Here is a 24,394-nt window from a genome sequence, read left to right as displayed (position 1 = left end):
GCTTTCCAGTAGGTGTTTTTTATTGGTTTCTAGAGTTTGCTTGAAATTTCTGTCATTTTATTAGAAGAAAGGTCTTTTCTAAAATTTTATGGTCTAGTCCTACCGAAACTTCATATATATGTACCAATGCGGAGTAAAGGGGGAGCAGGCTTGGAATTAATGTTCAAATCCATTAAAGAGGCAATCCGCTTAAAGTCTTTTTTAGCTACAAATGGCTTGCAGGATTCCTTTCAGGAAAAACGAGGCCGTTTTATATATTCATTTCAATCAATTGACACAAACAAGGATCAATACGTATCTGCTCTTATTCAATATATCCAAACTGTGAAAAGAAATGAATGGCTAGATCAAGTTCTTCAGAAGAAGTACAAGTACGAGAGTGAGAATGAACGGCACGATATGATTGAAATTGTGTCCGAAATGTTCGAGGGGAAGAGAAAGGAACTTACAGCATTAATAGGAGTGGTCAAGGAAGAAGCTTTGCTTCGTGCAGCTGTGGTCGATTTATTGGACTTTAAGGGAGCCGTCGCATTCGATTCTTTTTTGAGATTTCGATTAAGGGAATATTTTAAGCAGGTCACAGCGTATTTAGGGATTGCTATTGATGAATATAAAATGGAACAGGATTATCAAGTTTTTGTACAAACCTTAAGGGATTATTTACATGGCCGCCATACAAGGCAATCCATTATCCATCTAATTTTAGACCGACCTGAAACCTTTTATGATCAGCATTTGAAAAAAATGAAGCAAGAGGAGATCCAAGGATTACTGGATCCTAGACTTTTATCAAACCACCCTGTTTATGTGGATTCTGCTGTGATTGCACCACTTCTTTCGATGGCGCCTAATAAAGTATTCTTATATACAAAGGATGAGGACCAGCCATTAGTTCGAACTTTAAAAAATATCTTTGAAGAAAGAATGACGATATTCTCTACGAATTATTTCTATGATTTATCCGAAGCATATACTGAGCACTCTTGATTTTCTTGCAAATTGTAGCTATAATAGCTACATAATTAAATGAGGACATGTAATGAGAAGGACATGAGCGTTTCGTCACGGTATCCAGAGAGGAAAGATAAAGCTGAGAGCTTTCCAACACGAGCGAAATCCTTACCACCTTTGAACTCCAATCATGAAAAATTGTTAGTATTGATTGGCGGAAAAATTCCGTTAAATAGAATCCAAAGTCATAAGCGATCATGCTTTATGAAAACTAGGGTGGAACCACGTGTTTGAAACTCGTCCCTTTGCCAGGGGCGGGTTTTTTTTTTTTTCCTAAGTTAAGAAGTATTTGGTTCTAACTCCAGCGCCTAGCCTTTTTCACCTCTAATTAAATGTCCTCAATGAAAGATAAAAAAGGAGTGCAGTCAGTATGTCGGATCAATTGAAAATTACGTTTCCTGATGGTTCTGTGAAGGAGTTTCCGAAGCTCACAACAACCGAAGATATTGCCGCATCCATAAGTCCAAGCCTAAAAAAGAAGGCTCTTGCCGGCAAATGGAATGGAGCATTAATCGATTTCAGAACTCCAATTGAACAGGATGGTTCAATCGAAATTATTACACCTGAAAGCCCAGAGGCATTAGAAATATTACGCCATAGTACAGCGCATCTTATGGCCCAAGCAGTAAAACGCCTGTACCCAGATACTAAATTTGGTGTAGGACCAGTCATTGAAGATGGCTTTTACTATGATATGGATTTGGACCATGCGATCACCCCTGATGATCTTCCTGTTATCGAAAAAGAAATGAAAAAGATTATTAGTGAAAATATTGAAGTTGTTCGTAAGGAAGTTTCTCGTGCAGAGGCAAAAGAGATCTTTGCGAACGATGAATACAAACAAGAGTTAATTGACGCAATTCCTGAAGATGAAAAAGTCACAGTCTATGAGCAAGGGGATTTTATTGATCTTTGCCGTGGAGTTCATGTTCCATCTACAGGTAAAATCAAGGAATTTCAATTGCTAAGTATTGCGGGAGCGTATTGGCGTGGAAATAGTGACAATAAAATGCTTCAGCGTGTGTATGGAACGGCCTTTTTCAAAAAGGATGATTTAAAGCAATACTTAAAATTCCGCGAAGAGGCAAAAGAACGCGATCACCGTAAAATCGGGAAAGAACTAAGTCTCTTTACGAATTCACAAAAAGTTGGACAAGGTCTCCCACTTTGGTTACCAAAAGGGGCAACCATTCGTCGCATTATTGAGCGATATATTGTCGATAAAGAAGTTTCCTTAGGCTATGATCATGTATACACACCTGTATTGGGAAGTGTGGACCTTTATAAAACAAGTGGTCACTTAGATCATTATCATGATGATATGTTCCCGATTATGGATATGGATAATGAACAGCTTGTTCTTCGTCCGATGAACTGTCCACACCATATGATGGTGTATAAAAATGATATTCACAGTTACCGAGAATTACCGATTCGCATTGCTGAGCTAGGAACAATGCATCGTTATGAAATGTCAGGTGCTTTGTCTGGCTTACAGCGTGTTCGAGGAATGACTTTGAATGATGCCCATATCTTTGTTCGTCCTGATCAGATTAAAGAGGAATTTATCCGTGTTGTCCAACTGATTGAAGAGGTTTATAAGGATTTCGATTTAACAGATTATAGTTTCCGTTTGTCTTATCGAGATCCTGAAGATAAGGAAAAATATTTTGATGATGATGAAATGTGGACAAAGGCGCAGAGCATGCTGAAAGAAGCGATGGACGAGCTAGGTGTTGACTATTATGAAGCCGATGGAGAAGCTGCTTTCTATGGTCCGAAACTAGATGTTCAAGTAAAAACCGCACTTGGAAAAGAAGAGACACTTTCAACCGTACAATTGGATTTCTTGTTACCTGAGAAATTTGATCTAACCTATGTTGGAGAAGACGGAAAGCAACATCGTCCTGTTGTCATCCACCGTGGGGTCGTGTCGACTATGGAGCGTTTTGTTGCTTTCTTAATCGAAGAATATAAAGGTGCATTCCCTACATGGCTTGCTCCCGTTCAGGTGACTGTGATTCCTGTTTCACCTGAAGCGCATTTTGATTATGCGAAACAAGTGGTTGATGAACTAAAGAAATCAGGTTTGCGTGTGGAGATGGATGAACGTGATGAAAAAATGGGATATAAGATTCGTGAAGCGCAAATGAAGAAAATCCCTTATATGCTCGTTGTCGGAGAAAATGAAATTAAAGAACAGGCTGTGAATGTAAGAAAATATGGTGAAAAGAAATCTGAAACCATTCCATTTGAAACGTTCTTAGCTGCATTGAAGGAAGAAGTCGATATTATTTAAGGAAAGTGTGGGTGCTTAGCGCCCATACTTTTTATGGGTATTTTATGACTTAATTATAATCCGCCTTATGGATAATAGGAGGGTTGACAATGGCACGTGTGTTATTTATCAATGTTGGATCGGAATGGCATATCAATCCTACCATCGGTGTTGTACAAGAGCACATTTCACGCGGTGAAGAGGTGGTGTACTTTTGTATAGAAGCTTTTCGGGAGCGTATGGAAAATATCGGGGCATCTGTTCGAACCTTTGATGATCAAGAATTTATTAAAGCTTTTGTTTCGGGAGGCCGAAACTATGAACTGGAAAGAATCAATGGTCTCCTACTGACAGCAGATATAGTTATCCCCTCTGTTCTTGAACAGATCAAGGGGGAAAATTTTGATTATCTCATTCATGATTCTATGTTTGGTTGCGGCCGTTTACTAGCCCAGATTTTAAAGCTTCCTGCAATCTGTTCATGTTCTTCCTTTGCGGAGACAGAGACATCTTTATATAAAATGTTGGAGCAAGCCTCTAGAGCGCTTCCTTCAGAAGTCATTCATGCAGCTAACGAATGTTTTCAAAGCTTGAAAGCAGAAGTAGAGGAAAAGTATGGAATAGAAATCAATTCACCTTATGAGGTGTTCTGTAACCCTGCACCGTTAACCATTGTGTATACGGCAAAGGAGCTTCAACCTGAGTTTCAGCAATTTAATCAAACTTATCAATTCGTTGGACCGTCCATCTCCAAACGTGCGACTCAAGAAAACTTTAGTATTAGTGGAGTTGAGGGTAAGAACTTGATTTACATATCTCTCGGTACTGTATTTAATCAAGCGGTCGATTTCTACAAGCTCTGTATTGAATCTCTTGGGAATACTGACTATACTGTCATCATGTCAATTGGGGATAAAACCTCGATCTCGGATTTAGGTGAAATTCCTGCAAACTTTATTGTAAAAGACTATGTTCCTCAAAATGAGGTACTACAGCACAGTAAATTGTTTATAACCCATGGCGGAATGAACAGCACTAATGAAGCTCTCTACTATGGCGTGCCGCTCCTTGTCATTCCGCAAAGCGCGGATCAACCGGCCATTGCCAGGCAAGTCATGCAAATTGGAGCAGGAATCCAAATGTCAATGCAAGGCTTGACTGCCACACAGCTATGTGAAGCAGTTGATCAGGTATTGAACTCCGTATCTATTCGGAATGCAACTGTGAAAATTTCAGAGTCCTTCCGGCAGTCAGGCGGATATTCTCGTGCGGTTGATGAGATTTTTAAATTTGTGAAAAGGTAAGTTACAACTCGAATTCTTTTGAAGAATTGAAGATGCCGGGAAAAAAGCGCAAGGCCTAGATGTAAGAAGAGAGGATAAGTTCGAGCCGTCCTGTCGCTTCGTCTGCACTAAGTACGTCCTGTACGTCGCAGCGCCGATGGACTCCCAGCCTTACGGGGCTAGGCGCTGGAACTGGATGTCAAATCGAAACGTAAACAGTTATCCACAAGTGACAATTTTATAAATTCCTAAGCTGGGGAAAAAGTGTTTCACCAATTGCATATAAACCAAAACTGCTCCGGAAATATACTTCATTTTCCATGGACGAGTGTCAAGTGCACTGGACCCAAAATTGGACACTCATTTCCTCCGATAAGGTGATGAGTTCGTCTTCAGAGTATAGCATTTTAGTTATGTCCCGACTTCTTTATATTGTGAATGAATTTGAAAGAATATCCATTGAAAATCGTCCATAACATGCTATAATAACATTATTCGACAACATTATAGTACACTCATATAAATCACAGGGATACGGCCTGGAAGTTTCTACCGATTTACCATAAATAAATCGACTATGGGTGCAAAGTTTGAAAGAAAACGTAAGCCGCTAGGCATGTTTTCTTTTTCCTTTTGAGTTGTGAAAACTCGAAGGCTTTGCTCCCATTTATCATTGGGATGCTAGGTCTTCGAGTTTTTTGCTTGATCTATTTGTTGTAAATAATGAAAGGGGCCATCATAGTGCAGGCATTAAAACATAAAATTAAATCAGAAGGAAAAGTACTATCAGATAGCGTATTAAAAGTAGATTCTTTTTTAAATCATCAAATTGATCCACAGCTTATGAAAGAAATTGGACAGGAATTTGCAGACCTTTTTCATGATGAAGGGATTACCAAAATTATCACAATTGAGTCTTCTGGTATTGCTCCTGCGACGATGGCTGGTTTGATTATGGATATACCAGTTGTGTTTGCTCGTAAACGGAAATCTTTAACCCTATCTAAAAATCTTTATTCCGCAAATGTGTATTCTTTTACAAAAAAAGAATCAACTGAAATTTCCGTTTCAGGGGATTTTATTCAACCACATGATGTTGTTCTAATTATTGATGACTTTCTAGCGAATGGACAAGCTGTTCTTGGCTTGGTTGACATTATTGAACAAGCAGGGGCACGTCTTTCAGGTGTTGGGATTGTGATTGAAAAGGGTTTTCAAACAGGTGGAGAGCTTCTTCGTAAACAAGGCATTCGTGTTGAATCACTCGCGATTATATCTTCTTTAGAAAATGGAAAAGTCGACTTTACGAAGGAGGAGCGGGCCTAAATGAAGGATGCATTAAAGTCGACAACACTAGGTATTCAGCATTTGTTAGCTATGTATGCAGGAGCAATTATTGTTCCCTTAACGATTGGGAAGGCTTTGCAATTCACTCCTTCGCAACTAACGTATTTAGTATCCATAGATATTTTAATGTGCGGAATCGCCACGATCTTGCAACTATTTAGCAATCGATTTACAGGGATTGGGCTTCCCGTTGTGCTCGGCTGTACATTTACAGCGGTTGGTCCGATTATTGCGATTGGTGGACAATATGGTGTATCAGCAATTTATGGATCTATTATTGCTTCAGGTGTCATTATCGTTATTATTGGCGGGTTCTTTGGGAAACTTGTCAAATTCTTCCCACCAGTGGTGACAGGTTCAGTCGTCACAATCATTGGAATTACACTCATCCCCGTAGCTATTCAAAATATGGGAGGTGGACAAGGAGCAGCTGATTTTGGCTCACCTGCTAATCTCTCCCTTGCTTTTGGTACCTTGCTTTTCATTATCCTGCTCTATCGTTTTTCTACTGGTTTTATCCGAGCAATTTCTATCTTATTAGGACTAGGGATAGGAACGATTGCAGCGATCATCATGGGAAAAGTAAGCTTTGCACCTGTTGGCGATGCATCTGTTTTTCACATGGTTCAACCCTTTTACTTCGGTTATCCTACTTTTGAATGGTCTGCCATTTTGACGATGACATTAGTGGCGATGGTGTCTCTTGTGGAATCATCAGGTGTTTACTTTGCATTAAGTGATATTTGCGAACGGAAGCTAACAGAAAAAGACTTAGCAAAAGGATATCGAGCTGAAGGATTAGCTTCAGTGATTGGCGGGCTTTTTAATGCATTTCCTTACACAACATTTTCGCAAAACGTGGGTTTAATTCAAATGTCAGGGGTTCGCTCCAAAAAAGTAATCGTCATTACAGCGGGTATGCTAATTGGATTGGGCTTTTTACCTAAGCTTGCTGCTGTAACAACGATTATCCCTGATTCAGTTTTAGGCGGGGCGATGATTGCAATGTTTGGAATGGTCGTATCACAAGGGATTAAAATGCTTAGCAAAATCATTTCCGATTCTCAAGAAAACTCAATGATTATTGCTTGTTCAGTTGGAATTGGACTTGGCGTTACAGTCGCTCCTGATCTATTCGAAGCCTTACCAACTGGTTTACAAATCATAACAAGTAATGGTATTGTAGCGGGGAGTTTAACTTCTATTATTTTAAACATTCTCTTTAATATGTTACCAGCAAGAAAGAAATCAGTAAGTGTTACATCGAAACAAAGTGCATAAGGATAAAAACCGACAGTTTTCATATACACTGTCGGTTTTTAACTCTAGAGAATTTTTAGTATGGATCTGCCTCATGACTATCTTCCATTGTCTCCTTTGAGACCTTTTCAGCATCTTGGGTGCCGAGTGGATTTCCGTCATGCTTTTTCTTCATATTCTCCAAACCTTCCCTTAATCTACGACCATATTCCTTGTCTGCCTCCTCAGCCAAGGCAATCATTTTGTCTTGAATACGTTGATCACAGCCTGAAAGATCATTCACAAGATTATGGATTAATTCATCTTTCTCCCAATCTTCAAACATCTGATAGGTTTCTCCAGCTTGTTTTGTGTTATTAGGACGATCAATTGGCTCTCTCACAAGTTTGCCTTTTACCTCAGGAGTGTGTTCTTTGCCTAGTTGTTTTGCTTCTTCTAATCCTCCTAAAATAGATGGCTCATAATTAATATGCGAATTTTTCCCTGGTGCGCGTTCTGCTTCATAACGCATCTGTCCACCTTCTTGGTTCGTAGCCACCCGTTTTTTGGCTGCATTAATCGGCAACTGTAAATAGTTGGCGCCCACTCGATATCGTTGCGTATCTGAATAAGAGAATGTTCGACCTTGTAACATTTTATCATCGGAAAAATCGAGACCATCAACAAGGACCCCTGTCCCAAATGCAGCTTGTTCAACTTCTGTAAAGTAATCTTCAGGGTTTTTGTTTAGAATCATTTTTCCAACGGGAATCCAAGGGAATTGATCATTAGGCCACAATTTTGTATCATCCAATGGATCAAAGTCTAATTCCGGATGCTCATCATCACTCATAATTTGTACAAACAATTCCCATTCCGGATAATCTCCTTGTTCAATCGCATCGTATAAGTCCTGCGTGGCATGATTAAAATTCTTCGCTTGAATTTCTTCCGCTTCTTTTTGCGTGAGATTTTTAATGCCTTGTTTAGGTTCCCAGTGGTATTTGACTAGTACGGCCACTCCTTTACTGTTGACCCACCTATACGTATTGACTCCAGAGCCTTGCATTTGCCGATAATTTGCTGGAATGCCCCATGGCGAGTAAATAAATGTGACCATGTGAAAAGTTTCCGGAGAATTTGAGCAAAAGTCAAAGAAACGCTGACTATCTTGAATATTGGTAATAGGATCAGGTTTAAAAGCGTGAATCATATCAGGGAACTTAATTGCATCCCGAATAAAGAAAATTTTAATATTGTTTCCAACTAGATCCCAATTTCCATCCTCTGTATAAAATTTAACGGCAAAACCGCGTGGATCACGTAACGTTTCAGGAGAATGCCCTCCGTGGATCACGGTTGAAAAGCGTACGAATACTGGCGTTCGTTTCCCTTTCTCTTGAAAAAGCTTAGCGCGGGTATATTTCGAAATCGGTTCATCACCCGCTGATCCGTAGGCTTCAAAGTAGCCATGTGCTCCAGCCCCACGGCCATGTACAACACGCTCAGGGATTCGCTCACGATCAAAATGACTAATTTTCTCAATAAAATCATAGTTCTCTAATGTAGCTGGGCCGCGATTTCCAACCGTTCGAATATCTTGGTTATTCGTGACAGGGTGTCCTTGGCGATTGGTTAGTGTTTTTTTATTCTCGATATTGGTTTCATGATTGTCTCGTTCCTTATCCATCTAATCCCCATCCTTTTCTAGTTATATTATAAGTTCTATGGATAATGTTCCCGAAAGGAATGAAAATAGCCTTGTTTTTTTGTAGTGAAAAAGAGATTTATAATATAAGGGACATATGAGAGGAGAAATACAATATTATCTACCGTTTAGTTGCGATGAAAAAACCGACAGTTTTCATGTACATTGTCGGCTTTTTTATAATAAGAAATATCCTGTCCTGCAAAATCCTCATAACGGAAAAACATACTATGTTTTAAAGATCTCGTTATCTGATACGGAAAACATCCGAATAAGATTTCGGTCCACAGTAAAAATCAATGATTGACAAATAATGATGTTGGGGTTATTTTGAGATTACCGACAATAAATGTAAACACTTACATATAAAAACAATAAGGGTGTACAAACCTTTATGTTATGATATCGGTAAAAATTTCATGCAAAGATCACAGAATTATAGGGGGGATGAGGACAGGAGATAAGGAAGACAAAAAGAAGATCAATCTTCAGTTAATTCGTGTTTCAGTAAAGTCATTAAATATGTTTGTATTTCTATTTTAGTTTTTTGATAACGCTTACCAATTGTTTGAATGGCTTAATAGGTCAAAAGGGGAGAGATATAAATGAAACATAGGCGTTTTATATTTTTAATATTCTGTATAGCATTTCTTTTAGCAGCTTGCTCCGATAAAAATTCTTCTACTTCAGCTCATGGAGATGATGCCGAAGATTCAAAAGAAAAAGATGAGACTGTTGAGATGCAGTTCTCAGATGAAGAAGTTACGGTGCGCGTGGCTACTCCTTGGGGAGAAGACTATTTTATGAATCGAATTGGGGAATATGCTGAAAAACAGTTACCACATATTACAATAGAGCATATAGATTGGGATGGAAGTGTAGAAAATTTAGAGGAGCTTTATGCTGGAGGTACAACTCCTGATGTTTTTTTGGCGTTTACAGGACAACAACCTTTAGAGAAGCTAGATTCAGTTTTCCCACTGGATGATATGTTGGAGTCTTATGGCATCGATTTATCTCATCTGCAACCATTAGTTTTAGAAGAAATTCGCTCAAGGGATAAAGAACGACGTCTTATTGGTATCCCACAGGAAACTGGAGTTCTTGGGCTTTACTACAATAAAGAAGTATTCGATCTGTTTGGAAAAGAATATCCAAATCCGGACGAGAGTATGAGTTGGGATGAAGTGATGGATCTTTCAGCTAGTTTAACTGGAGAACGAAATGGAAACGTTTATTGTGGATTAGATATGGATTTACTGGAAATGGCCCCATTATGGGAGTTATCAGCAAATATGACAGATTCTGAAACAGGTGACGTCTTGTTGACAAGTGATCCTAAATTTACTCAATATATGAAATTAATGGAACGATTTTATAATATTCAAGGAAATCAAGCGGAAGAATGTAGTTTTGGAGGAAAAACAACAGCGATGAAAATTGATTGGCATGGATTACTAGCCCAATGGGGAGGAGGAAATGTAGAAGACGTAGAAAAAGAGGTTGAATACTTAGAACCCATTGATATTGCACCAATTCCAACATGGCCTGATGCACCGGAAATTGGCCCTTCTCCAAGAGGAATCCATCCTTGGGTTATAAACAATCATAGTGATCAAAAGGAAGCAGCGTTACAATTTATTTTAGCTGGAGCAACAGAAGATTATCAATTACAGCTCTCACGTATAGGGACACCTTCTGCTTTGAATACGGCAGAGTCTATTGAAGAATTTGGGGCTGAAAATGATTTTCTACCAGGAAAAAATATTGAAGCTTTATTCCATACTACACCAGCAGAGCCACCTGAGTTTAAAAGCATTTGGGATCAGTTTGTCACATTTGACTTTGAAAAGTACCAAGAATCTGGTGTAGATATCAACGAGTTTCTAAGGATTACGGAGGAAGAGTCTGTGATTAAAATAAAAGAGGAGATGGATAGTCAGGAGGATTAAATATTTCGAATGTAGATGAATACCATCAAAAAAGTTGTTGTAATTAAACGAGAAAAACATTAGATAGCCTGGACCCAATTCAAACCAAATAGCTGATGGGCGAGTAGGGAATATAGGAAAAGAGGCTGGGACAAAACTAAAAAATCGAACTCTAAAACCGAACAATGTATTACCTTAGCGGAGGAAATATACGTAGACTCCAGCGGGAGGAAAGGCATCGGTGAGATCCCGGAGTGCGTAGCACGAGGAAGCTCACCAGCAGCCCGTGGAAAGCGAAGTATATTTCCGGAGCAGGGATATACATCATACTAGCTCGTTTTTTCTTTGGTGAGAACACTTTTGTCCCAGCCTCTTCAAATTTAATAATGGATTTCTTCTGTGACTTCCTCGATTATTGCTGCCATGTGGCAATTGTTGCATTTGCACTTTGATAGAGATAATCGTATGCATGATCTGAGAGATTCTTCTTTTGATGAGCTAGCAATTCTTTAAAGCCTTCCATATGTTTAATGATCTTTTTATTGTCTTGTTTCTTTTCAAATTGGGAAACAGCAGTCAAGTGAAGAGATAAAGCATGTGCTGTATGCTCATTTGTAATTTCTCCTTCTAGCCAATATTCATCTACAAGGTCAACTAAATTTTGTAGTATTGGATCATAGTGTGTCTTCAACCAATCTACTGTCCCCATTTTCACTTTGTCAACACCAGCATACTCGGTAACGATCGGCTCCACGCTATTTAATGGAAGAACATTGTAGGCATAAGGTAACGTCTCTTCATAATTATATTCGAACATGAATGGATCGGTTGGTGGATTCTCTTTATCCATATTTTCAACTCCAACAATATGAGAAGACCACGCCCAATTTCCAATTGTTGCTTTATCATACCAATTAAATCCTTTTGTAAAAAGGTTCTCACCATTATTATCCCAACTGCTGCCTGTATATGTTCCATCTTTATTGGTTATCCTCGAGTTCACAATTAGATTATGATTATATGCTTCCCGAAATAATGTACTCCAAGGCGCATTCATGTTTTCCGTATCCATCCCTTGAATTTCAGCTCCTGTGATTGGCTCATAAATATCATTAAATACTGATGTATCTGCCGCAATAGAGGCACCATTGCGTGCATTGAGAGCTCGGGAGAGATTATCTGTTCCATACTTTGCAATTGCCTCGACATTATCTAGTACCTTATGATGAGTGGAGTTATCTATAAGTATATTGTATAGATGACCCGAGCCTTGACGAATCATTGGTACCCGCTGACCGATATTATGATAACGAGAATAGGCGATTGTCAAACGAATTCTTTGATTCCCATCTTTAATTTCCACACCATTACTTCCAACATAATTCATATAATCCTTATCCCCTGAGCCATTTAAATGACTTTTACTATGATAAGCTGCATAAGCCATAATCTGTTCTATGGTTGCTCCAGCGTTTCGCATATTATAATAAACACTATCTGAATCAAGTTGATTGGAAGTATATTTTTCCTCCATAAAATGAATAGATTGGTAAATCCCACTATCCTCAGGTGGATTCTCACTAGCTTCCAAGCCAAATTCATTCCATGAAAGTGTTACATTAGTTGAACCATTCTTAAGATCAATCAAACCATCTGCTGCAATAGAAAAACGGCAATGGTCGATCCAGACGTTATTAGCTCCATTTATTTTGAAGAAGGACCAGCCAGCTTCTTTATGCTCTCCAGTATCATCCCATTGCCACATTCCATCAAAATTCAGGTTTCTAAAAACAAGATCATTGCTAGATCTTTGTAATTTAATCTCAACATGACTGATTGTTCTTCCGCTATTTGAAAATATTGTTAATCCCTCGACGTTATCAATATTTAACTGGGAAACACCAGAAGCTTCTAGTAACGGATTTGTATATCCATTCATTGGTTCTGAATACTTGCTGATAAAGCTATACTTCTTTTGCTCCTCTGAATTTAGATTTAATGCTTTCCATCCTAAGTTCAGATCTTCCAAGACTTTAATCACTTTTACATCCCCGTTACTTGCATCCGCAACAGCCTGCAGGAAATCCTTCCCTGTTCTTACCTCGCGATAATAAGAGGTTCCTAAGTAACGACTTCGGTCGTTCACTCCTAATGAGGCAAACCCAGTTACAGACAGAAAATGATTGTTATAATCCATCACCGTTCTTGTAGTATTTGGGATGGCATCAATCATAGCCGCTTTCATTTTTAGATTCCCATCCAAAATAATCGATGAAGTAATGAGCGACAAAGAAAATATTAAAATAATCATTGTTTTAAGCTGCATCATCTTTTCTCCTTTTGTTTTATTTGATATTTGGAAATCAAATTACGTGTCTTTAACCATAATGACCATTCAAAATAAATCCCTCCTTTTGCTTATTTAAATTGGGAAACGCTTACATTTGTATTTTTACAGATCATTCCCAAAATATAAATTCAAAAACTAGACAAAACTGTTTAAAAAATAGTTTTCTTCCAATTAATGTAATTAATAAATTTTAAATCTAAAGAAAGGAGTACCTTCAATAATGTCGAATAAAGTAAATATAAAAGACTATGCAAAATTTGGGACTACCCACATACTAAATTATGATCAGGGGCGGAATGTCAGTGAACTTCTAACTCGACAGGATCTGGCAATTTGATGAAAGGTTAAAATAAGGAGGCATGTTAAAAATCAGCCGTATTTTTAATTATTTTAATACGATTAAAAATAAAATCTTCTCGATCACTTTATTATTACTTTTTCTCTTTACGATAACAACATTCCTATTATTTCATTATTTTTCTAAAATGTATGAGGAACGCATCTATGCAGAGTCAGCTGAAAGCCTTCTTTTGTGGTCCACAGTATTGGATAAAGAGTTTGAAAAAGTTGAAAAGCTATCCTTTCAAATTAGCACTGATAATTTTATTCAAACGTATTTGCAAACGATTAAGTCCGATCAACTTGATTATCAAATCTATAAAACAAGAATGTTACTAACGGAACGTTTAGTTGCTTTTGCTAATATGGAACGGTATATTACCTCGGTTCAAATAACTGATCTCGTTTCCGAGCATTATATTGGTGGCTATGATCCCGAGTTTAATGGAGATTTTCAAAAATATAAGGATATTTATCAATCCAAAGGGGCTAGTGTTTGGGCAAGTCTAGAGCAGAATAAATTATTGTCAGCTAGACAAATTCGGAGAATGAAGAATGTGAGTCTTGATCATCTTGGTTATCTTGGAATCACCATTGATATGAATAGTTTGCTTAAGCAAGTTTTGAAGGAACCTCGTGATAGAAGCATTATGATAGCAAAGGAAAATGATATTCTTTATATGGATGAAAACTTTGAAAGCGCTATATTAGGTGTGGTAAATTACGAATCTGGTTTAGAGCGGGGCTATCAAATTAGTGAAATAGAAGGAAGAAAGTATTTTATCACTTTTCAAACATCCGATTATTCCCATCTTACCTATTATAATATTCTTCCCTATGACAACATTGCTGAAAAGACGAAAGTTATGACCCATTTAATGATTATTTTTATTATATTGATGATTTTATTGACCATTTATGTGAGTAGAAGATCAGCAAAGGCTATCTCAAAACCAATAGAAGCATTAACGGAAAAAATGAAACAAGTTCAGAATGGTCGATTTGAAGATGTATCTTTTGAAAATGAAGATTTTCAAAAAGATGAAATTGGACAAATGCAAAAAAACTTCAAGTTGATGCTTGAGAAGATTAATGAGCTTATAAAGGAAAATTATCAAAAGCAATTAATCATAAAAGAGACACAATACAAAGCGCTACAAGCCCAGATTAACCCACATTTTTTATATAACACATTAGATTCTATTAATTGGCTTGCAAGAGTGAACAAAATGGAAAAGATATCAAACCTAGCTGAGGCATTAGGTAATATGATGCGCAATATTATTAGTAAAAAGGCTCCTCTCATTACAATTGAGGAAGAATTTGATATTATCCATCATTATATTACGATCCAGAAATATCGTTATGAAAATAGGCTGCATTTTTCTGTTCAGAACATAGAGGAGATAAAAAAAACTAGTATTCCTAAACTAACGGTTCAGCCGATTGTGGAAAATGCCATTCAACATGGATTAGAAGAGATCGTTTCCACTTGTGAGATTGAAATTTTTCATGAAATCAGAGAGAAGCAACTGTGTATTATTGTATCTGATAATGGCCCTGGAATGGAAAAGAAAACGATTCAAGCTATTTTCGAAGGAAGGAATAAGTCAAAAAGCACAGGAATTGGCCTGCATAATATTAATGAACGAATTAAATTAATGTTTGGCGATGAATATGGTATCCATATTGAAAGTAAAAAAGGAGCAGGAACGAGAGTCATCGTCAAGTTACCTTTTAAGACGAGGTGAAAGATTTGTATAAAGTTTTATTAGTAGATGATGAAATAAACATATTACAGGGGATTGCTCTGCTAGTTAATTGGGAGAAATGCGGGACTAAGCTTGTGGCAGAGGCACACCATGGGAAAATGGCACTTAACTATGTGGAAAGAGAAGTTCCTGATATCGTTATTACAGATATTAAAATGCCTGGAATGAATGGGATTGAGTTGATTGAGAAAATACATACCTCTTATCCTCAAGTAAAATTTATTATTTTATCTGGCTATGATGAATTCGAATTTGCAAAGACAGCGATGGCATACGGGGTAAAGCATTATCTATTAAAGCCTAGCAATGAATTGAAAATAGAGCAAGCTCTACTTAAAGTAGTCGAAGAAGTAGATGAACAAAACCGTACAAAGCAATTCATCTCTTCGATGGATCAGAAACTAAAAAAGATGATTCCGGGAGCAAAAGAGCAATTCTTAAATGAATATATTACCAATAAGGATTATGGTGTACAGGATTGGGCACAACTCGAAAGGATTTTTGAGATTGATTTTTCTTCTTCACTGAGATTGTTTGTTTTTATGATTGAACATGAAAGTAATTATGAATATATATATGCCTTAAAGAAAATGATCTTAACGGAAATGAAAAAGGATCGAAGTGTAGTACTGGATACTTTGATTGATGAGAGAATTGTTATTTTAGCAAGAGATAATAATGTTGATTATTTTATAGAGACGATCAAAAGAGTACAAAAAATGTTTTATCAAACTTTTCAATTGTCGTTTCTAGTAGCGATAAGTGGTTCAGGAAATCAACATGAAATACGAAATTTATATGAGGAAGCTTTAGAGAATTTATCCGAACGATTTTACTTAGATAATGGAAGTATCATTACAAAAAAGCGTTGGAATTCTCAAGGGACTAATGAAAGTAGTGGTCATTATAATCATCAACATTTAATTCATGTCATTCGTAATGGAGATTTGAAGGGAATTCACAAGTACTTAGAGAACTTTTTTGCACATTTAAAAAAGAACGGTTATAGCGAGAAGGATGTAAAAACTCATAGTTTGGATTTGTTAATGTCGACTATTAGGCAAGCAAGTAAAGATCATAAAAAATTATTATTGAAACAGATGATACAATTTGTAGAATTACCAACATTTGAACAGGTAAAAGGATTTATTGTGACTGTTGCAGAAGATGTAGCTAAGCTTCACTATACAGATACGAAGAAGATTCAAAGTCATGTTATAAGGCAGGTAATTGAATATGTGGACAAATATGTAGATGATGAAGAACTTTCTATAACGAAAATTGCAAATACCGTTGTATATATGAATCCAGATTATCTTGGAAAGTTATTTAAAAAGGAAGTAGGAGAGAGTTTTTCTAATTTCTTAATTGAACAGCGTATTAAAAAAGCGATTGAATTACTGGAGCAATCAAAGGAAATGAAGATGTTTGAGATAGCAGAATTTGTTGGCTTTGGTAGAAATCCTCGTTATTTTAGTCAAGTATTTAAAAAACACACAGGATTTACACCAACTGAATATAAAATGCACTATGGACTTATCAATCAGGAGTGAGGGCGAAAATCCAACTTTCTTCTTTTGATAAGTCTATTTTTTATACATCAATGTCTGTTTATTTTATTTTTTCAAATGGCGAAATATTCTATAGTATTTATATAGTAAACGCTTTCAAAAGAAAATTTTAGAGGGGGAAAAGCATGAAAAAGTATTGGCTATTCTTATTAACAGTTGTGTTTATCGCAATGATGGCAGCATGTTCAGGAGGGACAGAGAAAGGTTCATCTAATGCGAGCGGAGGTGATGATAATAAAGAAGGACAGGGGGAACAGACAGGTGATGATGAGCAAGTGACATTACGAATGTCTTGGTGGGGTTCCCAAGGTCGCCATGATATGACATTAAAAATTATAGAGCTATATGAGGAACAGAATCCTAATGTGAAAATTGAACCGGAATTTACCGGATTTGATGGATATTTTGAAAGAATGGCTGCACAGGCGGCAGGAAATAATCTTCCAGATATTATGCAACAAAACTTTGGAGAATATTTAAATCTTTATGCAGAGCAGGGATTATTAACAGATATTAATCCATTTCTGGAGGATGGCACGATCAATTTAGATGGCGTAAGTGACGTTGTCTTAGAATCAGGAATGAAGGAGGGAAAACTTTTAGGAATTCCTACGGGAACGAACGCTTTTACAGCTCTTTATGATCCTGCCATGATGGAAGAGGCTGGAGTAGAAATGAGCGATGATTGGACATGGGAGGACTTTGAAAATATTGTGAAAACAGTGAAAGATAAAACGGGCCAGTATGGCGCGAAACTTCCGGAAGTAAAGAATGTTTTTGAATTCTATGTTAGAGAGCAAGGGTATAAATTGTTCAATGATGATGGGACTGGATTGGGTTATGAGGATGACCAGATTTTAGTTGATTATTTTAATCGGAACTTAAAGCTTTATGAAGAAGGAGCTCTACCAGGCTATGATGAAACACAGCAAGTACAAGGGCCAGAAGATGAACTTATTGTTCACGGGAAGGCCGCAATCGACTGGAGATGGTCAAACCAAGTTGGGGTTGTAACAGATGCGGCAGGTAGAGAGCTAAAATTAAACTTGATGCCTGGAGAGAATAATAGAAAGGGAATGTTTTTAAAGCCAGCAATGTTATGGTCGATTGCCGAAAACTCCGATAAAAAAGAAGAAGCTGCGAAATTTATCGATTTTTTTACTAATACAATAGAAGTCTTTGATATTGGTGGGACAGATCGTGGTATTCCGATTAAAGAAGAGATTCGAAATGAGATGGTTTCTAATTTAGAAGAAGTAGATAAAAAAGTTTTTGATTATATTGAATTTGTCACAGAGAACAGTTCACCAATTGATTCGAATTTTCCAGCTGAAGCCTCTGAAGTCATTAACGAATTACAAAATATTGATGAGATGGTGATGTATAAAAAACTATCACCTGAAGAAGGAGCAGCAGAATTTAGAAAAGAAGCTGAGTCCATATTGAATCGTTAATTATAAAACTTGTTAATGGAGCGGTCTTCTTTGTATTCGGACTGCCAACGGGTGGGGGATCTCCCCCACTTAGATTTCTTTTAAGTCTTATAGTTTTAAAGTGAAGTAACGGACGATTGCGCCGGGGAAAAGCTGGCTATTTTATCTCAATATTGAAACATTTAAAGATCGCTAAGGGGGAGGATGGCAGATGCCAATAAAAAATGCAGATATAACTTCCAAAATGTCTTTAAAAATATCAAACAGAAGAAAGTTAAAAACAGATTATGAAGAAGGTATGGGGTATCTATTTATTTCTCCTTTTATTATCGGATTAATTGGTTTAACACTTTTTCCTATTTTATATTCCTTGTACTTGTCATTTACTGATTATACGATGGGTGGCCAAGCAAATTGGATTGGCATTCAAAATTATGAGCGAATGCTTACTGGCGACAAAACATGGAAAGAGTCTATAAAAGTAACCTTTCTATACGCGGGTGCTGCTGTACCTATACGACTTGTTTTTGCCCTATTTGTGGCAGTTGTATTAAATAAGGTAGTAGAAGCTGTTGGTCTATATCGTACTCTTCTTTACTTACCATCAGTCGTCGGAGGAAGTATTGGAATATCTATTATGTGGAGACAATTATTTGGTAATGATGGAGCACTTAACTCGATTTTAGCTATGATTGGTCTTCCAACACATTCATGGTTAGGTGACCCTGATACGGCAATTTGGACACTTGTTGCTTTATATGGTTGGCAGTTTGGTTCATCGATGCTTATTTTCCTTGCAGGACTGAGGAATATTCCACAAACCTATTATGAAGCATCAAGTGTAGATGGTGCCAGACCTTGGCAGCAGTTTATCAAAATTACAATTCCGTTATTAACGCCAGTTATTTTGTTTAACACAGTGATGCAGACGATTCAAGGGTTTATGGCTTTTACGCCAAGTTTTATCGTGACAAACGGTGGACCTATGAACAGCACGCTATTATATGTTTTGTACATGTATCGCAGAGCTTTTGAATTTTTTGATATGGGCTATGCCTCCGCTATGGCTTGGTTCATGCTGATTATAATTGCTTTCTTTACTGCACTTATATTCAAAAGTTCAGATAAATGGGTACATTATGGTGATTAAAGAGAAAGGAGTTTAATAATGGAGATCAGAACAAAAAAGAGGAATAATAAAATACTTCTACATGTAGGGCTTATTATTTTTACTGCGGTAATGTTATATCCACTTGCATGGATGTCCATGAGTTCTTTTAAAGAAAGCTCAACTGTCTTCATTAATGCCCATAAGCTTATTCCAACAGAATGGGATTTCAGCAATTTTAAAGAGGGATGGAAAGGATTTGGTGGGATTACCTTTACGACTTTCTTTAAAAACTCATTTATTATTACCTTTGTGGCCACAATTGGCAGCATTATTTCCTCTACATTTATTGCATATGGCTTCGCGAGAATTAAGTTTACGGGTAAAAAATTCTGGTTTGTATTAATGATGCTTACCTTAATGCTTCCTTATGAAATGGTTATGATCCCTCAATATATTATGTTTAATCGTTTTGGTTGGGTAGATACATATCTTCCACTAATTTTACCCACTTTTTTAGGAGTACCTTTTTTTATCTTTTTAATCATGCAATTTATTAGAACGATTCCAACTGAGTTAGATCAAGCAGCTAGAATTGATGGATGTAACACAATTTCCATTTTCTTTAGGATCATCGTTCCATTGGTTGTTCCAGCAATGATGACAGCAGCGATCTTTTCATTCTATTGGCGTTGGGATGATTTTATGGGACCGTTACTCTATCTGGTGACTCCAGAAAAGTATCCTGTTTCCTTGGCGTTAAAGCTCTTTTCTGATCCAAATGCTGTAACAAACTGGGGGGCAATGTTTGCAATGACAACAGTTAGTCTGTTACCAGTCTTTATTATCTTTTTCATATTTCAAAAATATATTGTAGAAGGAATTAGTACAAGTGGGTTGAAATCATAATGAACTTTCTTCTAAACTTGAAAATTCTAAGGAAAATGAGCTAAGAACAAGTGGAATAAACAGCTGTTGTCGAAAAACGACTTCTCAAAGATAGCAAGGGTATCTAAATGCTAAATCAAGCTTCTTTTCACTTTAGTAAAGTTATCTGTAAGAAGGAGATAGAGAGAATGCAAATGAATCGGTTATTACTCGGTATTAATAATATTTGCAAATGGATTACTTATTTTTTCTATTTAAATTTATTATGGTTAGGGTTTTGTCTTTTAGGTGGTATTATGCTAGGGATTTTCCCAAGCACAGTTTCTCTCTACACAATTGCTAGAAAGGCAGCCTTAGGAGAGGAAGAAATTCCACTTGTCAAAACATTTTGGCATGTATACCGTACAGAATTCCTACGTGCCAATGGGCTGGGCTATTCATTACTGTTCATCGGTGGTCTAATCACCTTTAATTTGTTCTTTTTCAGAAATGTTGAGGGTACCAGTAATTTTTTTATGAGTTTCTTGATGCTGATCATAATGGTTGTTTTCATTATGCTTATTCTTTATATTTTCCCGGTTTATGTCCATTACAAATTGAACATACTACAATACTTGCGTCAGGCTGTACTCATTGCCTTTTTACAACCCGTAAATCTGATCATCATGTTGATTACTTGTGCAGCAACTTATTATTTCTTTGTATACCTGCCAGGCTTTATTCCGCTTTTCGGAATAAGCATACTTTGCCATTTAAATATGTGGCTTGCCTATCAAGGTTTTCAAGCTATTGAGCGTGTCGCTGAAAAGAGGAAAATCGCCCAAACAGCCTTATAGTTATTGGCTACGAACTTTTACTTTTGATGTTTTTGCTATGAATCTATGGTTATCACGAACATGCATTTCTTTTCGAGGAATAAGTAATGATCATTTCGAATATACTGTTCAGATAGTTTATTGCCTAAGGAGAAAATAAAACACATTTTTATGATATAATGAGGATTATTGAACAACTTAATAGGAGGCCTATATCCCTCCAATGAATCTCTTGTCCTATAAAAAAAGATAAGAGTTTCATTAGAATATTAACAACGTTGTTATTGGATGGAAGATGTTATAGAAGAAAGGGTGAATAAATATTTTTTCCATAATCGAAAAATAGAGGGTGTTACTATTAGTACTTCGAAGAAAAATAAGCTTACATACAATCATTTAAGTGCGTTTTTTATTCCCTTGGCACTTTCATCCAGCTTAACCTCTCTTACTCATATTATTATTAATGGGACATTGAGTAGAGGGGAAAATGCGACCTTTATTATTGCTTGTTATGCTGTTGCATTTTCATTATTTGGGATTATTGAACGTCCGATTATTAGTCTGCGGCAAACGAGCTCAGCACTTGTGAAAAATCCAAATTCCTTTAGAACGATCACGATTCTTTTCTTACAGGTTACGGGGATTATTGTGGCAATCAGTTTATTGATTAGCTATACAAAACTAGGAGATTGGTTATTTATATACTTTTTTAATGCAAGTGAAGATATGGTTTATACAATCTCACAAACCTTTAAAGTGATTACTTTAGTCGTGATTTTTTCGGGAATTCGCGGGATTTATCAGGGATTTATGATCAATCAGCTAGAAACAAAATGGATTACGATCGGCGTCGTACTTCGCTTGATTGCCATGTTCGTTGTTGCTTATTTATTTATAATTACAGACCGTGTTACGAGCATGGTGGGGGCACTGATTTTTTTAGTTGGGATGCTAATAGAAATGGTTATTAGTGTCTGGAGAGGGCAACGGATCCTTAACAGACAAAAAGACAATAAAGAACCCTCTGTTGGGAAGAAGGAAATGCTGGGATTTTACACACCACTTGTTTTCTTTTTTGTCATACAGACACTACTCATTCCAATTGTGTACGCCTTTTTAGCGAAAACAAATAATATTGAAGCGGGAATTGCTTCATTTGCGTTGGCTTATAGTATCTGTCAATTGGTTTTAAGTTTTTTCATGTTTACGCATCAAATTGTTTTGCAATTTTACGATGAAAATAAAGAAAAAGTGCTTCGTTTTATGATTATCATTAGCCTGATTCCGACTGTATTATTGGGGATATTATGTGTAACCAAAGCGGGACCATGGTTTATGAAGGTAATAATGGGAGCGGATCCCTCCCTATCCAACATGACGATTATCGTGCTTACTTTTTTTCTTTTCCGTGCGTTGTTATTTCCTTGGGTTGATTTTTTAAATGGTTATTTAATGCTTAAAAAGAGGACGAAGAAGATGTTGATTGGACAGATCGCCAATTTGGTTACAGTTGTTCTTTGCCTGATTATTTTTGTAGTCTTTTTTCCACAATGGAATGGCATCATCGGCGCAGCTTCCATCTCTATTGGTGAACTGACAGGTTTGGCGGTAGTTCTATACAATGTTATACGAGTAAGTAAGGAACCTGCCCTTTTTAAAACAAAGGAAAATGAGATTTCGGAATATACCTAATATGAGAAAAAGCTTGGGTATATTTCGAGATGGGGTAATTGAAAACGCTAACAATAATAGTATAATAGTATTTTTAGGGAATAATAGCAAAAGGTGGCCATTGCGCGCGCCTATATTCGTGATGCGAAATTACTCATTTTAGATGAACCAACAGCTTCTCTTGATCCGCAGGCAGAGGTGGAGGTCTATAAACAATTTAAGGATATTTCTCAAGACAAAACAACGATTTTTATTTCGCATCGATTAGGAATATGTAAGCTAGTCGATCGGATTATTGTATTGCATAATGGCGGCATCACCGAACAAGGGACCCATGAAGAGCTCATACAAGCAAATGGGCACTATGCTAATATGTATCGACTTCAGGCACAGTGGTATACGTAGGATCAAGGAGGAATATGGAATGCTGGATTTTCTTAGATTGGATGAAGTACATCTAGTGGTTTTGGAGGAATGGTTTAAGGATGAAGAGGTATTGCATCGATTAGGTGGTACCTTGCCGTTAAACAATTGGTTTCAATACGTACAAAAAAGCCCTTATTACTGGGCATGGCTTGTCCAAGAACAAGATAGGCCTGTCGGGGCAATATGGATGGAAATGGACATTAATTTCCAACTTCAATAGCCTTATTAACCCATCCGCAATTGAGAAATAAGAGATATGGCACGAAAATGTTACAAACATTACTTCAAAGGCCGGAGCTATCACTAGCACAAAAAAATGAAGTGGGAATTGAACCTGATAATCTCGCAAGTCTAAGCTGTTTCAAACATGTTGGCTTTAAAGAAGAAGGTTTTGATGCTGATGGGTTTATGATTTTGACATTAGAACTTTAAATTCATATTAAGGATAGTGAGGTTAGAAGGAGCTTACAATCGATCAACTTGAGAAAACCTTTTAGCTGAAAGGGGGCATGTCCGATATGTATAAAGCGATTATTTTTGATTTAGACAATACTCTCCTTAATTATTCTACGAGTGAATGGGAATCCATGCAAAATACTGTAAAAGGACACGAAGTTAGCCAAAGTGAGACGTTTGCCTGGGAGCAATTTTGGAGCAGCTTTCAAAAGATCAATATGCGTTATTGGAGCGAGCGGAATAAAGCGGGCCATCATATATTAGAAGTACTTGAATATTCTTTTAGAGATACTTTAAAAGAATTAGAATTAGACTATTCTGTATCACGAATATTAGCGAATCGGTATTGGGAGTTGTTTTGTCACACCTGTCATTTTGAGGAGTATGCACAAGATCTTTTAGCCGATTTACATGAGAAGTATAGGCTTGCGATAATCTCAAATGGAATCGGAGAAGCGCAAAGAAGTCGACTTAAAGCAGGGGGAATCGATCATTATTTTGATAAATTAATCATCTCGGATGAGGTCGGCTATTGGAAACCAGATAAGAAAATTTTTCAAACAGCTCTTGATCAACTAAATATCGATCACAAGGAGGCTTTATTCATTGGTGACTCCTTGCATGATGATTATAATGGTTCAGTAAATGCTAAGATTGATTTTTGCTTTTATAACCCTAAAAAACTCTCGTTGGAAAAGGAAATGCGTCCATCCTTTACGATCAAACATTTGCAAGAGGTGAAAGATATTTTAGTAAGAAGATAATTAT

At 36.8% G+C, this 24,394-nt stretch carries 19 protein-coding genes and 1 riboswitch; of the genes, 17 read left to right on the top strand and 2 right to left on the bottom strand.

What is annotated here, in order from left to right; all coding sequences use genetic code 11:
* Window positions 1-159 precede the first annotated feature (159 nt).
* The 5 genes from IPU53_RS04515 (at window position 160) to IPU53_RS04495 (ending at window position 7,200) form a co-directional block, all read left to right on the top strand.
* Window positions 160-987 (top strand): putative sporulation protein YtxC, encoded by an 828-nt coding sequence (locus IPU53_RS04515; protein ID WP_242698087.1) that lies wholly within the window; start codon window positions 160-162, stop codon window positions 985-987.
* 394 nt (window positions 988-1,381) lie between these two features.
* Window positions 1,382-3,310, top strand: a complete 1,929-nt coding sequence (gene thrS / locus IPU53_RS04510; protein ID WP_207448277.1) for a threonine--tRNA ligase — start codon at window positions 1,382-1,384, stop codon at window positions 3,308-3,310.
* A gap of 89 nt (window positions 3,311-3,399) precedes the next feature.
* Window positions 3,400-4,593 (top strand): macrolide family glycosyltransferase, encoded by a 1,194-nt coding sequence (locus IPU53_RS04505; protein ID WP_207448275.1) that lies wholly within the window; start codon window positions 3,400-3,402, stop codon window positions 4,591-4,593.
* A gap of 474 nt (window positions 4,594-5,067) precedes the next feature.
* Window positions 5,068-5,170, top strand: a riboswitch (purine riboswitch).
* Window positions 5,171-5,313: 143 nt separating this feature from the next.
* Window positions 5,314-5,898, top strand: a complete 585-nt coding sequence (locus tag IPU53_RS04500; RefSeq protein WP_207448273.1) for a xanthine phosphoribosyltransferase — start codon at window positions 5,314-5,316, stop codon at window positions 5,896-5,898.
* Window positions 5,899-7,200 (top strand): nucleobase:cation symporter-2 family protein, encoded by a 1,302-nt coding sequence (locus tag IPU53_RS04495; protein ID WP_207448271.1) that lies wholly within the window; start codon window positions 5,899-5,901, stop codon window positions 7,198-7,200. It abuts the gene before it with no gap.
* 55 nt (window positions 7,201-7,255) lie between these two features.
* Here IPU53_RS04495 and IPU53_RS04490 read toward each other — a convergent pair whose 3' ends face one another.
* A complete protein-coding gene (locus IPU53_RS04490) occupies window positions 7,256-8,848 on the bottom strand; it encodes a catalase (RefSeq protein WP_207448269.1) in 1,593 nt (530 codons plus the stop codon).
* 623 nt (window positions 8,849-9,471) lie between these two features.
* Between IPU53_RS04490 and IPU53_RS04485 the strand changes: the two genes are divergently transcribed.
* On the top strand, window positions 9,472-10,818 hold the full coding sequence (locus tag IPU53_RS04485) for an ABC transporter substrate-binding protein (protein WP_207448267.1): 1,347 nt from the start codon (window positions 9,472-9,474) through the stop codon (window positions 10,816-10,818).
* Between the two features lie 391 nt (window positions 10,819-11,209).
* Here the strand turns inward: IPU53_RS04485 and IPU53_RS04480 are convergent, their stop codons facing one another.
* The gene (locus IPU53_RS04480; protein WP_242698071.1) at window positions 11,210-13,126 is read right to left on the bottom strand and encodes an FIMAH domain-containing protein; all 1,917 of its coding nucleotides are present in this window, start codon (window positions 13,124-13,126) and stop codon (window positions 11,210-11,212) included.
* Between the two features lie 380 nt (window positions 13,127-13,506).
* On the opposite strand from IPU53_RS04480, the gene IPU53_RS04475 reads away from it, so the two are divergent.
* The 11 genes from IPU53_RS04475 (at window position 13,507) to IPU53_RS04425 (ending at window position 24,390) form a co-directional block, all read left to right on the top strand.
* Window positions 13,507-15,237, top strand: a complete 1,731-nt coding sequence (locus tag IPU53_RS04475) for a sensor histidine kinase (protein ID WP_207448260.1) — start codon at window positions 13,507-13,509, stop codon at window positions 15,235-15,237.
* Between the two features lie 5 nt (window positions 15,238-15,242).
* Complete coding sequence (locus IPU53_RS04470; protein WP_207448258.1) at window positions 15,243-16,811, top strand: response regulator; 1,569 nt, start codon at window positions 15,243-15,245, stop codon at window positions 16,809-16,811.
* A 143-nt stretch (window positions 16,812-16,954) separates the two neighbouring features.
* Entirely contained in the window at window positions 16,955-18,283 is a 1,329-nt protein-coding gene (locus IPU53_RS04465; RefSeq protein WP_207448256.1) for an ABC transporter substrate-binding protein, read from the top strand.
* 223 nt (window positions 18,284-18,506) lie between these two features.
* Window positions 18,507-19,412, top strand: a complete 906-nt coding sequence (locus IPU53_RS04460) for a carbohydrate ABC transporter permease (RefSeq protein WP_207448692.1) — start codon at window positions 18,507-18,509, stop codon at window positions 19,410-19,412.
* Between the two features lie 18 nt (window positions 19,413-19,430).
* Window positions 19,431-20,279, top strand: a complete 849-nt coding sequence (locus tag IPU53_RS04455) for a carbohydrate ABC transporter permease (RefSeq protein ID WP_207448248.1) — start codon at window positions 19,431-19,433, stop codon at window positions 20,277-20,279.
* Between the two features lie 167 nt (window positions 20,280-20,446).
* Window positions 20,447-21,094, top strand: a complete 648-nt coding sequence (locus IPU53_RS04450) for a YesL family protein (protein ID WP_207448246.1) — start codon at window positions 20,447-20,449, stop codon at window positions 21,092-21,094.
* Window positions 21,095-21,361: 267 nt separating this feature from the next.
* A complete protein-coding gene (locus tag IPU53_RS04445; RefSeq protein WP_207448244.1) occupies window positions 21,362-22,765 on the top strand; it encodes a multi antimicrobial extrusion protein MatE in 1,404 nt (467 codons plus the stop codon).
* Between the two features lie 93 nt (window positions 22,766-22,858).
* A complete protein-coding gene (locus tag IPU53_RS04440) occupies window positions 22,859-23,149 on the top strand; it encodes a hypothetical protein (protein ID WP_207448242.1) in 291 nt (96 codons plus the stop codon).
* 19 nt (window positions 23,150-23,168) lie between these two features.
* A complete protein-coding gene (locus tag IPU53_RS04435) occupies window positions 23,169-23,390 on the top strand; it encodes a hypothetical protein (RefSeq protein WP_207448240.1) in 222 nt (73 codons plus the stop codon).
* A complete protein-coding gene (locus IPU53_RS04430; RefSeq protein ID WP_313886449.1) occupies window positions 23,387-23,602 on the top strand; it encodes a GNAT family N-acetyltransferase in 216 nt (71 codons plus the stop codon). Before IPU53_RS04435 ends, IPU53_RS04430 begins: the two co-directional genes overlap by 4 nt.
* Window positions 23,603-23,688: 86 nt before the next feature.
* Window positions 23,689-24,390: a YjjG family noncanonical pyrimidine nucleotidase gene (locus IPU53_RS04425; RefSeq protein WP_242698069.1), complete on the top strand. Its 702-nt coding sequence runs from the start codon at window positions 23,689-23,691 to the stop codon at window positions 24,388-24,390.
* Window positions 24,391-24,394: the final 4 nt, after the last annotated feature.

The organism is Bacillus sp. SD088 (genome assembly GCF_017355205.1).
Classification (GTDB): Bacteria; Bacillota; Bacilli; order Bacillales; family Bacillaceae_C; genus Lederbergia.
This window is presented reverse-complemented; position numbering and strand designations above follow the sequence as displayed.